Annotated in this window: 12 protein-coding genes and 1 riboswitch; of the genes, 1 reads left to right on the forward strand and 11 read right to left on the reverse strand. The window is 34.0% G+C overall.

From position 1 onward, the window contains the following. Positions 1-209: 209 nt before the first annotated feature. The 8 genes from BM153_RS09255 to BM153_RS09290 all read right to left on the reverse strand — a co-directional run bounded on the left by BM153_RS09255 (position 210) and on the right by BM153_RS09290 (position 9,156). Positions 210-2,171 (reverse strand): fructose-1,6-bisphosphatase, encoded by a 1,962-nt coding sequence (locus tag BM153_RS09255; RefSeq protein WP_092873015.1) that lies wholly within the window; start codon positions 2,169-2,171, stop codon positions 210-212. 189 nt (positions 2,172-2,360) lie between these two features. Continuing rightward, positions 2,361-3,125: a 4-hydroxy-tetrahydrodipicolinate reductase gene (dapB, locus tag BM153_RS09260; protein ID WP_092873017.1), complete on the reverse strand. Its 765-nt coding sequence runs from the start codon at positions 3,123-3,125 to the stop codon at positions 2,361-2,363. A 36-nt stretch (positions 3,126-3,161) separates the two neighbouring features. Beyond that, positions 3,162-4,049 carry a 4-hydroxy-tetrahydrodipicolinate synthase gene (gene dapA / locus BM153_RS09265; RefSeq protein WP_092873019.1) on the reverse strand — a complete coding sequence of 296 codons (888 nt, stop codon included), beginning with the start codon at positions 4,047-4,049 and terminating at the stop codon, positions 3,162-3,164. 85 nt (positions 4,050-4,134) lie between these two features. Then, positions 4,135-4,320: riboswitch (Lysine riboswitch) on the reverse strand. Positions 4,321-4,371: 51 nt separating this feature from the next. After that, a complete protein-coding gene (locus BM153_RS09270) occupies positions 4,372-4,851 on the reverse strand; it encodes a cob(I)yrinic acid a,c-diamide adenosyltransferase (protein WP_092873021.1) in 480 nt (159 codons plus the stop codon). Between the two features lie 59 nt (positions 4,852-4,910). Then, on the reverse strand, positions 4,911-5,231 hold the full coding sequence (locus tag BM153_RS09275) for a hypothetical protein (protein ID WP_092873023.1): 321 nt from the start codon (positions 5,229-5,231) through the stop codon (positions 4,911-4,913). 100 nt (positions 5,232-5,331) lie between these two features. Then, a complete protein-coding gene (locus BM153_RS09280) occupies positions 5,332-6,543 on the reverse strand; it encodes an ATP-binding protein (protein ID WP_092873026.1) in 1,212 nt (403 codons plus the stop codon). 50 nt (positions 6,544-6,593) lie between these two features. Beyond that, positions 6,594-7,985, reverse strand: coding sequence for a vWA domain-containing protein (locus BM153_RS09285; RefSeq protein WP_092873028.1), 1,392 nt, complete (start codon positions 7,983-7,985; stop codon positions 6,594-6,596). Positions 7,986-7,995: 10 nt separating this feature from the next. Then, positions 7,996-9,156 (reverse strand): DUF6273 domain-containing protein, encoded by a 1,161-nt coding sequence (locus BM153_RS09290; RefSeq protein ID WP_092873030.1) that lies wholly within the window; start codon positions 9,154-9,156, stop codon positions 7,996-7,998. A 172-nt stretch (positions 9,157-9,328) separates the two neighbouring features. On the opposite strand from BM153_RS09290, the gene typA reads away from it, so the two are divergent. Then, positions 9,329-11,170, forward strand: a complete 1,842-nt coding sequence (typA, locus tag BM153_RS09295; protein ID WP_092873032.1) for a translational GTPase TypA — start codon at positions 9,329-9,331, stop codon at positions 11,168-11,170. A 310-nt stretch (positions 11,171-11,480) separates the two neighbouring features. Here the strand turns inward: typA and BM153_RS09300 are convergent, their stop codons facing one another. The 3 genes from BM153_RS09300 to BM153_RS09310 all read right to left on the reverse strand — a co-directional run bounded on the left by BM153_RS09300 (position 11,481) and on the right by BM153_RS09310 (position 15,692). Further along, positions 11,481-13,238: an NADH-dependent [FeFe] hydrogenase, group A6 gene (locus tag BM153_RS09300; RefSeq protein ID WP_092873034.1), complete on the reverse strand. Its 1,758-nt coding sequence runs from the start codon at positions 13,236-13,238 to the stop codon at positions 11,481-11,483. A gap of 18 nt (positions 13,239-13,256) precedes the next feature. After that, positions 13,257-15,056 carry an NADH-quinone oxidoreductase subunit NuoF gene (nuoF, locus tag BM153_RS09305; protein ID WP_278278335.1) on the reverse strand — a complete coding sequence of 600 codons (1,800 nt, stop codon included), beginning with the start codon at positions 15,054-15,056 and terminating at the stop codon, positions 13,257-13,259. Positions 15,057-15,194: 138 nt separating this feature from the next. Further along, positions 15,195-15,692: an NADH-quinone oxidoreductase subunit NuoE family protein gene (locus BM153_RS09310; protein WP_092873038.1), complete on the reverse strand. Its 498-nt coding sequence runs from the start codon at positions 15,690-15,692 to the stop codon at positions 15,195-15,197. Positions 15,693-16,209 lie beyond the last annotated feature (517 nt).

Genomic DNA, 16,209 nt, shown 5'->3' on the forward strand with positions numbered 1-16,209 from the left:
GTCAGGTAATTTATTTTGCTAATTATAAATGCATAATTCTTAACCCAAAATATGATAATTAATATTTGTGTCTAAAAAAGCACAAAAATGTGTGCTTTATGTGAACACTTAAATTCCTTTAAAATAAAGGCTTTAAGCAAAAATCCCCGGCATCCTGCTTTTTTTCGCTGTCTGCCGGGAAATTCGTTTTTGTATAATATTAATTTTTTTTATTCAGCCTGGGAAATACAACCTTGTCTATAAGCTTTAACAAGCTTTTTTAAATCCTCTATAGAATCCTTAAGTTCTTTTCCGGTATCGGTATCTGCAACTCTTTTTCTCTTAACCACCCTTTGAACCAAAACATTATCCGAATGTATGTCACTTTCGTTTATAATAGCCTGCTCCATAGATTTAAAAGGCTCATGAGCAGCAAGACGAAGTCCAAAGGAGTTATAAATGAGAGTATAGCCTGCAATTCCTGTCTTGGGCTGATATGCCTTGGAAAAACCTCCGTCAATAGCCAAAACCCTGCCATGGCACTTTACAGGACTTTCTCCATCTTTAAAAGCAACCGGAATATGTCCGTTAATAATGTGGCTGTCTTCTGCAAAAAGTCCAAATTCATTTAAAATCATATCAACGGTTTCATCCTCATTTATATATTTATAATAAGGATTTTTTGGTTCTTTATGGGTAGCCTTGTCAGCAATAAAATATCTCTCAAAAGTGGTCATTTTATCCTTACCAAACAAAGGTGAATTTTCATTAATCCACATATACCACATCATATCAAGACCTTTTAGTTTTTCCTCCGGGTCTAAGGAGTAATAACCCAGTCTTGCATAATTATCAAGGGTATCAAAAAGTTCTTTTCCACTAAGAGTTTTTCCAAATAATTTCACTTTTTTAAACTTTCCGTTTTTATCAAGTGGTATACAACCGTGGAATAAAAGATTATCATTAAATACCTTATAAAGAGAACCTTTTGAAAATAGAAATCTAACATCCCTTTGAAGTTTTTCACAATTTATAAAGGCCTGTTTCAGTCTTTCCATTACATCTGCTTCTTCTTTTGAAAGCTTGTAAGGATCTTTTGGGTCTATTGTAGGGAAGTTGGTATCTAGAAGTTCATATTCCTTTCCCTCAACTGTTACAGTCTTTTTTTCAAGATTAATCTTATCCAAAAGATTTCTCTTTTCCATATGAAAGTCAGGTCGCCTGTTAATAATCTGTCCCTCAATTTTAAATTGTATAATTGCAATGGCTTTATGCATTTTTTTATCCAATTCAACATCTTTGATATTTGTAATATCATCTTCTCTGTAACCTACGGTAAAACAACTACAAGGATCATCAGCGTAGACTTTCATGGCAAAACGGGCTAATGGAAGAAGATTTATTCCATAGCTTTCCTCTAATATAGGTAAATTTCCGTATTTTGCCGAGATTCTTAAAAGAGTTGCTATGTTGGCAGTCTGACCTGCTGCCGCTCCCATCCACACTATGTCATGATTTCCCCATTGGATATCCACAGAATGATGAGACATTAAAAGTTCCATTATTTTATTTGGATAAGGGCCCCTGTCATAAATATCTCCCAAAACATGAAGATGATCCACTGTAAGCCTTTGAATAAGATTACAAAAGGCTATTATCAGCTGTTTTGCCATTCCTGTTTCAATGGCTGTATCAATTATTCCGTTATAAAATTCTTCTTTATTATCCTGAGTATAGCGTTCTGAAACCAGTTCTTCTATGATATAGGCAAATTCCTTTGACATGGCCTTTCTAACCTTCGAACGGGTATATTTTGCCGATGCAATCTTTGTTACCTGAATAAGTCTGTATATAGTGACTCTGTACCAGTCATCAATATTATCAGCCTCTTCAGCCTCCACTATTTTTATTTTTTCCTCCGGGTAATATATAAGAGTGGCAAGTGCCTTTTTTTCATTTGTAGTGATGGTAGCTCCAAATACATCATCTATTTTTCTTCTGACTGCTCCGGAACCATTTCTAAGAACGTGATGAAATTGTTCATATTCTCCATGAATATCTGTAACAAAATGCTCTGTACCTTTTGGCAGATTCAAAATCGCCTGAAGGTTAATAATCTCATTTGATGCTTTTGCAATGTTTGGATAAACTTTCGAAAGCCCTTTTAGATATTTGAATTCTGATGCTTCCATTATTTCCCCTTTCTTTATATCAAATATTTTTATGAATCTTTTACAAAAACGAACTATAAAAAATCCCTTATATCTAACATTATAAATAAAAATAAAAGGCGGTGCAAGTTTTCCAAAGCTTCTTTATCCTTAAATTTTCTCAAGAAAAAAACCAGGTCAAATATTACCTTGACCTGGTTTATTATTAATTTATTTAGCTGCCGAAATTACATCTGCCATATCAAAAAGTCCGCTTTCTTTATTTTTAAGAAATTTTGCTGCTGCCACAGCACCCTTTGCAAATACAGCCTTAGAGGTGGCAGTATGCTTAAACTCTATAACTTCATCATTTCCTGCAAAAACCACCTCATGCTCTCCTACAATATTTCCCCCTCTAAGGGCTACAATTCCTATTTCTTCTTTCTTTCTAGGCTCATTGTCCTTAGAACGGTCATAATTATAGGAATAAGGTTTTTCTAAAGCCTCATTCATGGCATCAGCAAGTGCTAAAGCCGTTCCACTTGGGGCATCTTTTTTAAGATTATGATGTCTTTCTACTATCTCAATATCAAAACCTTCCGGATTTAGAACCTTAACAGCGGTTTTTAAAAGATTCATAAGCATATTGATACCCAAAGACATATTTGCCGATTTTAAAAGGGCAACTTTTTCTGAGCATGCTTTTATCTTTTCAACCTGCTCATTTGAAAGACCTGTTGAGCATAATACAGCAGGAATATGATTTTTTTGGCTATATTCTAATACATCCTCTAAAGCAGCAGCTGCTGAGAAATCTATAATAACATCAGCTTTTACATTACAATCTGAAATATTTTTAAATACAGGATAATCATTTAATTTTTCTCCTGTAATATCAACTCCAGCCACAATTTTTGCTTCATCATCTTTTTCAACAATAGAAGTAATAACCTGACCCATATGACCGTTACAGCCATGCATAATAATTTCTGTCATCTTCTCCTCCTTAAAGATAAAATCATTTACCGTTTTTTAAAGACATGCTCCAAATTCTTTTATAGCCTTTGCTAAAACAGCCTGGTTTGCTTCTTCCATATTTGTAAGTGGAAGTCTTAAATCTCCAACTTCATGGCCTAAAATATTCATGGCTGCCTTTACAGGAATAGGATTTACCTCGCTAAATAAGGCTTTAATAAGTGGAATTGCATCTAATTGAAGCTTTGCTGCTTTAGAAGTATTTCCATTTAAGTATTCAAAAACAATATCGTGTGTATACTTAGGTGCCACATTTGAAAGAACAGAAATTACTCCGATTCCTCCTAAGGAAAGAATAGGCACTATCTGGTCATCATTTCCGGAATAAAGGTCAAGCTCTCCATTGGTAAGATGCATAAGCTCTGCAGTTTGTGAAAGATTACCCACTGCATCTTTAATTCCAACAATATTATCAACATCCTTAAATAATTTTGCTGCTGTACTAGTAGCAATGGCACATCCTGTACGACTTGGAACATTATACATAATAATCGGAGTATCAACACTTTTTGCTATGGTAGTATAATGGGCAATTAAACCGTTTTGTGTAGCTTTATTATAATAAGGGGTAACAACTAACAGCCCGTCTGCTCCTGCTTGTTGAGCCTCCTTTGAAAGGTAAACAGCTGTCTTGGTACAATTAGAACCTGTTCCGGCTATTACAGGAATACGCTTATTTGTCTTACAGATAGCAACCTTTATGCATTCAATGTGCTCTTCTTCAGATAATGTTGAGCCTTCACCTGTAGTTCCCACAATAATAATACTGTCTGTCTGATTTTCTACATGAAAGTCAATTAATTCTTCAAGTTTTTCGTAATTTACTTCTCCATTTTCTTTAAATGGTGTTACAAGCGCAACTCCTGCACCTTTAAAAATTGCCATAATAATATCCTCCTTTTTATAAGCAATAAAAAACTGACCCACAAAAGAGCCAGTCCGAAAATAACAAATACAAAAACAAAAAATTTTTCGTGATAGCTCTCCATCAATATTTTTAAAATAAAGATGACAGTCATATGGCTATTAACCATATGCCCAAGATGGAAATCTCAGGGAAAATCCATCTTTCGGCGCTTCACCCTTTCAGATATCTTCAACTGTACCTGATACATCCAATATCCTACTTATGAGACGCGCAACCTCTACCTAAACGTCTAATTGAAATAATGGTATCATCACCACCAAATATTGTCAATAATAATTATTATTTTTCAACATCAATTCTGTAAATTTCATCTACATAATCTCTAAGTTTTTCACACATATTTCTTCCGGTTATAATAACTGAAGTGTCCTCATTTCCTGCCTGTAATATATCAATGATTTCTTCTGCATCTACAATGCCCTCATCTATAAGCCCTAAAGCTTCATCAAGTACCAGCATTGTACATTCCCCGGTACAAAGGACTTTTTTTGCAAAATTCAAACCATTTTTTATATTAATCTTTTCTTCCTGTTTTTCCTCTTGGGATAAATCTTCAAAGGAACATTCCGACTTTTCAAAGCGAAACATTTTTATCTCCGGTTCTAATCTTTGCAGGAAATTTGTTTCGTTAATATTCTTGGTTTTTAAACATTGTATAACATCAACCGACTCGCCTAAACCGGCGTATTGAACAGCAAAGCCTAAAGCTGCCATACTTTTTCCTTTACCTGAACCATAATATATTATTTTTTTTCCCAATCCGTTTCTCTCCTATTTTAACAATAAAAACATTTTCTCCTGTAAAAACACATATTTAACTAAAAGAGTTCCTTTTCAAGAATCTTTTTAAGATCATCATCAATACTATTATAATCCGGACTGTCTTTTTCTCTTAAAACAAGCTCGGTTTCTCCAAAAGGATTTCTAAGCATCCCTATCCACATATCTTCTTCAAAAGCTGAATCTTCAAGCATAGCCTTTGAAACAGATACATCTACTCTTCCTGTCGTTGTCATACATGCGATTTTTACCATATCCGGGTCATCACATTCAATAATTTCATTTACAAAAGCCACTCTTTCAAAAATTTCTTTGCTTTGAGCAACTCTTTTTTTCTTCTTTTTACCAAACTTTCCCATGTAAAAATCATCTCCTTTTACTTTGAAAATAAACATTTTTATGAAGGACTATCCTATTATTATAATCTTTTTTATCTTTTTTTAATAGTCTTTTTATTAATCATTCAAAAATAAGTGCATCATTATACTTAAAATAAGACCTGCATCCATAGTTTGCAATAAAAGTAGCACAAACCGAATCAAAGCTTAACCTGCTTATTAAAACCAGGGCTTCTTTACTGCCGTCAAAATTATTCTGACAAAAATCAATGGCATTTGATATTTCATCTGAAAGCTCTTTTCCTGATTTTTCTGATTCTTCAAATGCACTTATATCAGAGCTTTCATATAACAAAACATGCTTTTTTATTTTTTCTTTTATGGTATCAAACAATAAACTTATTAAAGATATTTTTTCATCAAAAGTTGCCTTTTTTACCCTTTCTTTAACTGTCTTGTCAACCTTGTTTTTTAATATATTTTCAATCTGATAATCACATCTGTAATTGTTATAAAGATGATAGTAGTTAACAAAGGCATTTGCGATTTCTTCGTCCTGAAGATATTGAGATACCAGGTCTTCGTCCACTTCTATTTCATTTTTTTCATAAAGTTTTATTATAAGACTTAAATCCTCCCAGCCCCTTGCGGTAACAAAGGATTTCTTTGCCCCATTATTGCTTATTTTATAAAAGGCAGTTCTTTTAATATCCAAAAAAGTAATTATGGCAGAATGAAGGCTCATTGATATACCATATTCTCTAAAACTTTCAAAATCAGGTTCTATATCGATTCTTTTTAATCTGTCCCAGGTTGCAATATCAAACTGTCTGACACTGTCATTGTATTCCGGAGGATTTCCCGCTGTTACTATTACCCATCCCTTGGGAACCTTGTGTTTTCCAAAAGTCTTGTATTGTAAAAACATAAGCATCAAAGGAGCTAATGTTTCTGAAACACAGTTGATTTCGTCCAAAAAAAGTATTCCGTTTTTATTTTTGCTTTTTTCCATATATTCATAAATGGAGGCAATTATCTCACTCATGGTATATTCTGAAACACTGACCTCTTTTCCCTCATATATTTTCTTTTCGATGTAAGGAAGGCCAATGGCACTTTGCCTTGTATGATGAGTCATGGAATAAGCTAAAAATCCCACATTCATCTCCTTTGCCACCTGGCTTACAATAGCTGTTTTTCCAATTCCCGGAGGTCCCATTAAAAACAGGGGTCTTTGCTTTTCCACCGGTAGTAAAAAATTCCCTTTTTCATCTTTTGTAAAATATGCAATCAGGGTATTTTTAATCTGTTTTTTTGCTTTTTTTATGTTCATATTTTAACCTCTTCTATTCCAATCCCTTGATTTTACGCATTTGTAGAAACTTAGTCTTTAAATACCATCTTTTTTGCCCAGGATGGAATATCTATATTTTCACTTCCATTTTCTTCTATTAATACGAAGGCTGTTTTATAGTTCGGTGCATTATCCGGAAAAGGATATTGACCTTTCCCATCCGTAAAATAAATCAGTCCGTTTAAATTAGTAAGTTCTCCTTTTCTAATAAGGGAATCCACATATTCAAAAACAGGCTTAAAATCAGTACCTCCAAGGCCTTTTATCTTCATATTAAAAATATAGTCTTCAAATTCTTCTTTAGAGGTAATTCGTTTTATTTCTTCAATTACCTCATCACATTGTATGATATATAATTGAACCTTTGTAAAAAAGGATTCCGTATCTTTAAGAATATTATAGGTTTTAGTAACAAATTTTTCCACAAGTCCCCTGCTGGTAGACTCTGAGGTATCAATAGCTATAACAAACTCTTTTATACCCCTTATTTCCTTATACTCAAGGGGCTCAATCAGGGCTATTTTTTCATATAGATTAAAGCCGTAACTGTAAAAAATATAATCAAATTCATCCTGATTTAACTTTAAAACTTCCTTTTCTTTGGCAAAATTCCTTAAGAAGTTTGAATAATCATATTCTTCAAATTGAGGTTTTGATATTTCCATTATTTCGTTTTTTCTTCCCCTTGCTTTTTGGTCCCTTACCCTTTTTATTTCTTTTTTTGTAATTTTAAATATTTTTTCCCATTTTTCTTTGGTGTCTTCTTTTACAAAGCTTGAGTTTAAAGACTCTCCTTTAGAATTTTCACTAAAATCACCATAAAAAACAGGCTTATGTTTAAAACTTCTTAAATCGTACCAAATATTATGATTATCTTTTGAAAAGATGTCTGACCATTTTTTAAGGGTATTTTCGTGTATATTTTCTCTTAAATACTGATAGAGATTTATAATATTAAAATCTGATATTTCCTTCTTTAAATCCTTTAAAATAAAGGACTTCGAGGAGTTTTTATTAATGCTTATATTCAAATTTTCATCTGTTTTTAAATCCAGATTTAAAGTTTTTTCATCAAAGAAATCAAGGTCATACAAAGCATTTTCTACAAAAATATCACAGGCTAAATCATAATATTTTTCGTCCATAAGGACATATAAATAAAAATGCTGATAAATGCAATGAAATAAAAGATGCATATAGTATAATTTAAGAACCTTTAAATCTCCCTGCAAATCATAAAGCCTGCATATAAAGTCCGCCCTATAAAACAAACTTTCCCCGTCTGTCATTAAAAAAACATCCTTTGTTTCTTTAAAATCAAGCCTTGAAAGGGCAAGAGCAAGAAAAGGCATATCCAATAATATTGAATTTTGGGTTTTTTCAAGTAATTTTTTACTTCTATCAGATATATTTTCTTTCATAAACACTCCACTATATCCTAATCCACATTGCAGGTCTTATTGCATTTTTACTCTTTGCATAATCTCCCTGGTAATTTATACTACCATCAGATTTTAAAGTGCAGGCGTTGGTTTTACTAAATCCCAGGCTTCTAAGCCAAAAAGAATTATTGGAATTTTTGTTCAAAGTCTTATCTTCAAAATAAGCAAATTCATTTACATTTCCAAAAGATAATAAACCTTTTTTTTGGTATTTTTCAGCTTCTAAAACATCTAAAAGAAAGACTTTATCTTTTGTAGGTAAACCATTTGAAACATTGGTTTTTGGATTTATTGATACTTCTAAATCAGTTGTTTTTATAAACATTTTTTCTTCTTTTGAAAAAGCTTTGTTATAAAAGGTGTCATTTAACCATTTTCTGATAAAAGAGTTTCTCCATTCATTGTTTAATATATCCTCATTATAAATATTAAAACTTAAAATATCCTTTGAAATAATAAGGGCTTTGTTGGAATTTTTTTCCAAAACAATGAATTTTAGGGGTTTTATTAAAAAATTTCTATCATAGTAATAAGCCCCAAATTCTATCAAACTTCCCTCTTTTATCGTTTCAATTTTTCTTTTATTAAAGCTAAAATCATCAATTTCAAAATAAGAAAAACGCTCTGTCAGGCTTTTTTTACGAAGTTCCAACTTATCCTGCAACTTACTAAATCTTTCTTCTTCCCATTCTTTTTTTGAAAAATTTTTGTTCTTATAATCTAAAAGCCAGACGACAATAGCACTTTTTCGGCTTTTTAAAGCCATATCAATATAGCAGTCTATTACATACATCATAAAAATTTCGTCGGAATAATTATTATTTATCCAGATTTCATTTTGATTATTAATAATAAAAATAAGTAGCCTTAAAGCATTTATATTACCACTTTCTATTAGTTTTTTTGCCAGAAATTCGTGATAATAAAGACACCAGGATTTAAGTATTTTCAATAACTTTTCAATTTCCATTTCATTTTGGCTGTTAGAAAAAAGAGCTGTTTTATTTAAGTTGGTTACTGATATAAAATTATTACTTATTTTAAGATTTTTTGCAGAAAAATTTAAGAAAGAAAGGGCTGTTTCTTTACAATCTTCTCCTCTTAATTCTTCTAGTATTTTCTTTTTTCCATCTATGTAAATCTCTGCCATTTTTTCCCCTAAATAAAGTTTTTATACTTATTAACTATATACCTATATAATATCATATGAAGCAAACCTGCACTTGCTTTTTTTTCTATTTATGATAATATATTTAAGTTAGTGTCGATAGGATTGCAATTGCAGTCCTAATTTTTATGATTTAAAAGAAAGAAGGTTCGTGATGAACATTACCAGAGATGATGTAAGAAATATTGCGATTATCGCTCACGTTGACCACGGAAAAACCACACTGGTTGACCAGTTACTTAGACAAAGTGGTGTTTTTCGTGCCAATCAGGAAGTTCAGGAAAGAGTCATGGACTCTAACGATATAGAAAGAGAACGTGGAATCACTATTCTTTCCAAAAATACAGCAGTTTATTATAAAGATATTAAAATAAATATTATTGATACTCCGGGCCATGCCGATTTCGGTGGAGAAGTTGAGCGTGTCCTTAAAATGGTAAACGGAGTTGTTCTTGTAGTTGATGCTTTTGAAGGTGCCATGCCACAGACCAAATTTGTCCTTAGAAAGGCATTAGCTTTAGATTTGCCTGTTATTGTATGTGTTAACAAAATTGACAGACCTGAAGCTCGTCCTGATGAAGTAATAGATGAGGTTTTAGAGCTTTTAATGGATATGGATGCCAGCGAAGAACAGCTTGATTGTCCTTTCGTATTTGCTTCAGCAAGAGATGGTTATGCTCTTAAAAATATTGGTGATAAACCTGTGGATATGAAGCCTCTTTTTGATACAATTGTTGATTATATACCAGCTCCAACAGGTGACCCTGAAGCTAATACACAGGTTCTTATATCTACTATTGATTATAATGAATATGTAGGCCGTATCGGCGTTGGTAAGGTTGATAATGGTGTTTTAAAAATTAATCAGGATGCCGTTGTTGTAAACCACCATGATCCTGACAAGAAAGAAAAGGTTCGTATCAGTAAAATGTACGAATTTGACGGACTTAAAAAGATTGAAGTAAACGAAGCTAAGATTGGTTCAATTGTTGCCATATCAGGTATTGCGGATATTCATATTGGAGATACCATTTGTTCTGTAGATAATCCTGTTGCTATTCCTTTCCAGAAAATATCCGAGCCGACTATTTCAATGCAGTTTAATGTTAATGATTCTCCGCTTGCCGGACAAGAAGGAAAATTTATTACTTCAAGACATCTTCGTGACAGACTCTTTAGAGAATTAAATACAGATGTAAGCCTTCGTGTTGAAGAAACAGAAACAACAGAAAGTTTTAAGGTTTCAGGTCGTGGTGAGCTTCATCTTTCAGTTCTTATTGAAAATATGCGCCGTGAAGGTTATGAATTTTCTGTAAGTAAGGCAGAAGTTTTATATAAAGAAGATGAAAAAGGTAAAAAACTTGAACCTATGGAGCTTTGTTATGTAGATGTACCTGACGAATTCTCAGGAGCCGTTATTGAAAAATTAAGCCAAAGAAAAGGCGAGCTTAGAAATATGAGTGTTTCCGGAAGCGGTTCTACAAGACTTGAGTTTTCTATTCCTTCCAGAGGAATTATCGGATATAGAAGCGAATTTATGACTTCCACCAAGGGAAACGGTGTCATGAATACAATCTTTGACGGATATGCACCATATAAAGGTGAAATCACCTATAGAAAAAATGGTTCTCTTATCGCTTTTGAATCCGGTGAATCAGTAACATACGGACTTTTTTCCGCCCAGGAAAGAGGTGTGTTATTTATAGGACCTGGAGAAAAAGTTTACTCCGGAATGATTGTGGGAGAATCCTCAAAAACCGAAGATATTGAAATTAATGTTTGTAAGCGTAAACATCTTACAAACACCCGTTCTTCAGGAGCAGATGATGCCCTGACTCTTTCACCTAAAAAAGTAATGAGTTTAGAGCAATCTCTTGAATACTTAGATACAGATGAATTGTTAGAAGTAACCCCAACAAGTCTTCGTATCAGAAAGAAAATTCTTGATCCTACTCTTAGAAAGAGAGCTTCATTTAAGCAAAAACAACAAAAATGATAATATTTTTTTTGTTGTTATTTGTAAAGCGGACATTCTTAAATCCGCTTCGCTACTTCCTCATGAACGCAGTGGCACTTTGTGCCACCTGTCAGAAGTGGCTTTAACCCCTTCTGACACTAGTAAGCTTATCCCCCGCTTAAAGCTTACGCTTTTGAAGCGGGGGATTGCTTACACTGCGTTCAAAATAAGGAGCCATCCGCTTTTACAAGCAAGACAGCTCCCTATCTTTTAGTGTTTTAATATATTTTAATTAGATTTATCAAACAAAACCCTTACTGTATTTATTATTTCTAATACAGTTTTTTTATTAAATATTTGAATTTACACCACGTTTAACATAGCTTGTATGTAAAATATGATGAGCTTTTTCGCTTCCTGGTTCTCCAAAGAATTCTTTGTAAATTGTTTTAATCTCTGGATTTTCATGAGATTTTCTCATTGGATTTGCTTTATCAAGTCCGTAAAGAACCTGTCCACGAAGTTTTTGTATATCTACAAAGTTTCTAACTGATGCAGGCTGTTTTGGCTGTCCACCACCATTTACACATCCACCAGGGCAACCCATGATTTCTATAAACTGGTAATCAGCCTCACCATTTTTAACTGCCTTAAGAAGTTTCTTAGCATTTGCAAGTCCTGATGCAACAGCAACTTTTATGTTCATGCCTGCAATTTCATAAGAAGCCTCTTTGATTCCATCTGTTCCTCTGACATCAACAAAGTCAAGAGATGCAGGTTCACTTCCTGTAAGAGTCTCATATGCTGTACGAAGAGCAGCCTCCATAACACCACCGGTAGCACCAAAGATAACACCTGCTCCGGTACCAACACCTAATGGGTTGTCAAATTCTTCATCTGGAAGCTCGTTAAATTTAATTCCAGCTCTCTTAATCATATAAGCAAGTTCTCTTGTTGTAATTGCAATATCTACATCAGCAATTCCTTCCCCTGCAGCACACTGGTCTTCTCTTCCAACTTCGAATTTCTTAGCTGTACATGGCATTACGCTAACCATAACGATGTTTTTAGGATCAAGTCCCATTTTTTGTGCATAATAGGTCTTTGCAACTGCACCAAACATCTGCTGTGGTGATTTACAAGATGAAAGATTCTCTGTCATATCAGGGAAATAGTGTTCACAATATTTAACCCATCCTGGTGAACAGGAGGTAATTAACGGAAGTGTTCCACCATTTTTAACTCTATCTAAGAATTCTGTAGCTTCCTCCATGATTGTAAGGTCAGCTGAGAATACTGTATCAAATACTTTATCAAAGCCAAGTCTTCTAAGAGATGCAGCAAGTTTACCCTGTGTATCTGTTCCGATTGGAAGGCCAAATTCCTCTCCTAAAGCTGCTCTTACGGCAGGAGCTGCCTGAACAAGAACAGTCTTTTCAGGATCTTCTATAGCCTCAAATACCTGCTCTGTGTAATCTTTTTCATATAATGCACCTGTTGGGCAAACAGCGATACACTGTCCACAGCTTACGCAGCTTGTGTCTGCAAGATCCATTTCAAATGCCTGACCAATAGAGGTTGCAAATCCACGGCCATTGCTTCCGATAACACCGATTCCCTGAACCTTGTCACATACAGCAACGCAACGACGGCAAAGGATACATTTATTGTTATCGCGAACCATGTGTGCAGCACTTGTATCAAGCTCATATTCATTACGGGCTCCATCATATACTCCGGCATCTTCTACGCCATATTCCTGACAAAGTGTCTGGAATTCGCATCTTGCACTGGCAACACATGATAAACACTGTCTGTCGTGACTTGCAAGTAATAATTGAAGATTTCTCTTTCTTGAATCACGAACTTTCTTTGTATTTGTGAAGATTTCCATGCCATCATTAACAGGATATACGCAAGCTGTAACTAATGTTTTAGCACCTTTTACTTCAACAACGCACATTCTGCAGGCACCGATTTCATTTACTTCTTTTAAATAACATAATGTCGGGATGTCTATTCCAGCAATCCTTGCTGCTTCAAGAACAGTGGAGCCTGCAGGAACTACTACATCCATACCATTTATCTTAACTGTAACATTTTCCATAGCATTAATTCTCCTTAATTATTCTTTATAGATTGCATCTTTTTTACATCCGTCAAGACAAGTACCACACTTAATACACTTAGATGTATCAATTTCATGAACTTTCTTCTTTTCTCCGATGATAGCATCAACAGGACAGTTCTTAGCACATTTTGTACATCCAATACATTTTTCAGGATCAATCTTGAATGTAAGAAGGTTCTTACAAACTCCTGCAGGACATTTTTTATCCTTAACATGTGCAATATACTCATCTTTAAAGTATCTTAATGTTGAAAGTACAGGGTTAGGAGCAGTCTGACCCAATCCGCAAAGAGCGTTGGATTTAATAAATGCAGCAAGTTCCTGCAATTCATCAATATCTTCCATCTTTCCTTTTCCTTCAGTAATTCTGTCAAGGATTTCAAGCATTCTCTTTGTACCTTCACGACATGGTGTACATTTACCACAAGATTCATCTACTGTAAATTCAAGGAAGAATTTAGCAATATCAACCATACAGTTATCTTCATCCATTACGATAAGTCCACCTGAACCCATCATTGAACCAATAGCTATAAGGTTATCATAATCTATTTCTACATCCATATTTTCAACAGGGATACATCCACCTGAAGGACCACCGGTCTGAGCAGCTTTGAATTTCTTTCCGTTAGGTATTCCGCCACCGATTTCTTCTATTACAGTTCTAAGAGTTGTTCCCATTGGAATTTCAACAAGACCTGTGTTGTTAATCTTTCCACCAAGAGCGAATACTTTGGTTCCTTTAGATTTTTCTGTACCCATTGACGCAAACCACTGGGCACCCTGCATAATGATTTTTGGAATATTTGCATAGGTTTCAACATTGTTTAATATAGTAGGTTTTGCAAAAAGACCTTTTACTGCCGGGAATGGTGGTCTTGGTCTTGGCTCTCCTCTGTTTCCTTCGATAGAAGTCATAAGAGCTGTTTCCTCACCACAAACGAATGCACCTGCACCAAGTCTTAAGTCAATATCAAAGTCAAATCCTGTACCAAGGATGTCTTTTCCAAGTAAACCTGCATCTCTTGCCTGTTTGATAGCAATATTTAATCTTTCTACAGCGATAGGGTACTCAGCACGAACATAGATATAACCCTGGTTAGCTCCGATAGCATAACCTGCAATACTCATAGCTTCAAGTACTACATGTGGATCTCCCTCTAATACGGAACGGTCCATAAATGCTCCCGGGTCACCCTCGTCAGCGTTACAACATACATACTTTTGCTCATTTACACTTGCTGCTGCGAATTTCCATTTTAAACCGGTAGGGAATCCAGCACCACCACGTCCTCTAAGTCCGCTGTCAAGCATTACCTGGATAACATCTTCAGGTTTCATGGTTTGAAGCACTTTGGCAATTGCCTGATATCCGCCTGTACCGATATATTCATTAATATCTTCTGGATTGATAACACCACAGTTTCTAAGAGCAACTCGCTTCTGGCTTCTGTAGAAGTCTGTATTGTTCATTGGCTGAACGCTACCATCCTCAAGTACTGTTTCTTTGTATAAGTATTCTTTACATACATTTCCTTCTACAAAGTGTTTTTTAACAATTTCCGGAATATGTTCTATTTCAAGTCTTGAATAAAAAGCTCCTTCCGGATATACAATCATAAGAGGTCCTAATGCACAAAGTCCGTGGCATCCTGTCTTTACAACTTTAACCTCATTTTCAATATTGTTAGCTTTTAATTCTTCATTTAATTTGTCTATTATTTTTAAGCTGCCTGATGAAGTACATCCTGTACCTGCACATACAAGAACATGAAGTCTGTATTTTTTATCTATTACAGCATCCTCGGCATGTCCGATTCTTCTGAAGTTAACAAGACCCTCATATTGCTCTTTGACAGCATTTAATTCTTCTAATGTCTTCACTGATTATCCTCCATTTCTCTGGTAATGATCTACCAAAATATCATTACGTTAATTTGAGTATTTCTCAATAATTCCCGGAATATCTTCTAAAGTAAGTCTTCCGTAAACTTCTTCATTAACTGTCAAAACTGGTGCAAGTCCACAAGCTCCTATACAACGACATGCTTCAAGTGAGAATTTTCCATCAGGAGTACACTCATCAATATCGATTTGCAATAGTTGTTTGAGTTTATCAAGAATCGGTCCTGACCCCTTAACGTAACAAGCTGTACCAAGACATACAGAAATTCTGTATTCTCCGGTTGGCTGAAGACGAAATTGTGCATAAAATGTTGCAACTCCATAAATCTTTTCGATTGGAATTTCAAGATCGTCTGCGATAATTTTTTGAACTTCAATCGGAAGATACCCATAGATATCCTGTGCCTGTTGCATTATTGGCATAAGACATCCCTGTTCTTCTTTGAGTCCGGCAATTACTTCATGAAGCTTTGCTTCTTGTTCTTTTGTTCCTTTAAAAGGAACGGCTGATTTTTTTATTGCCACTTTCTTACCCTCCATTACCACACCTTTAGGTGCTTAATTATTTGTTTTGGTTTTGTTTTAAACAATGCTAAACGAATAATAACTTAACAAAACTATTTTTTATCTACATCTTAAATGCTACCATTAATTTTACCGATTTTCAATATTTTTTTATTGTCTTTTCATTATTTAAGCCCTCTATTTTGTTTATTTTTATAAAATGTTTACTAAAAATATGTGGAAAATCAATAATTTCAAGCCCTTTTTTATATTGCGCAGAAAATTTAACAAACTTTATTTACAGTTTAGTTTTGTTAAGTTTGGTCAAATCAGTACAAAATCAACACAATGATTAGATATTTACCTTACCATTCCCTGTTATTTGGATATTTTTTTGTTATTTTAACGAAAATTTTTCTCAATTAGATTTTTTCTTTGTACCATTAGCAATATATTTTTAGTTAAAAAAAGCCCCCATTTTTTAATTCTGAGAGTGGAATTTGGCAACTGTATCTTTGTTACAATAGCCTTGTAATTG

Origin of the sequence: Acetitomaculum ruminis DSM 5522 (assembly GCF_900112085.1) — a bacterium.
GTDB classification, from domain to species: domain Bacteria; phylum Bacillota; class Clostridia; order Lachnospirales; family Lachnospiraceae; genus Acetitomaculum; species Acetitomaculum ruminis.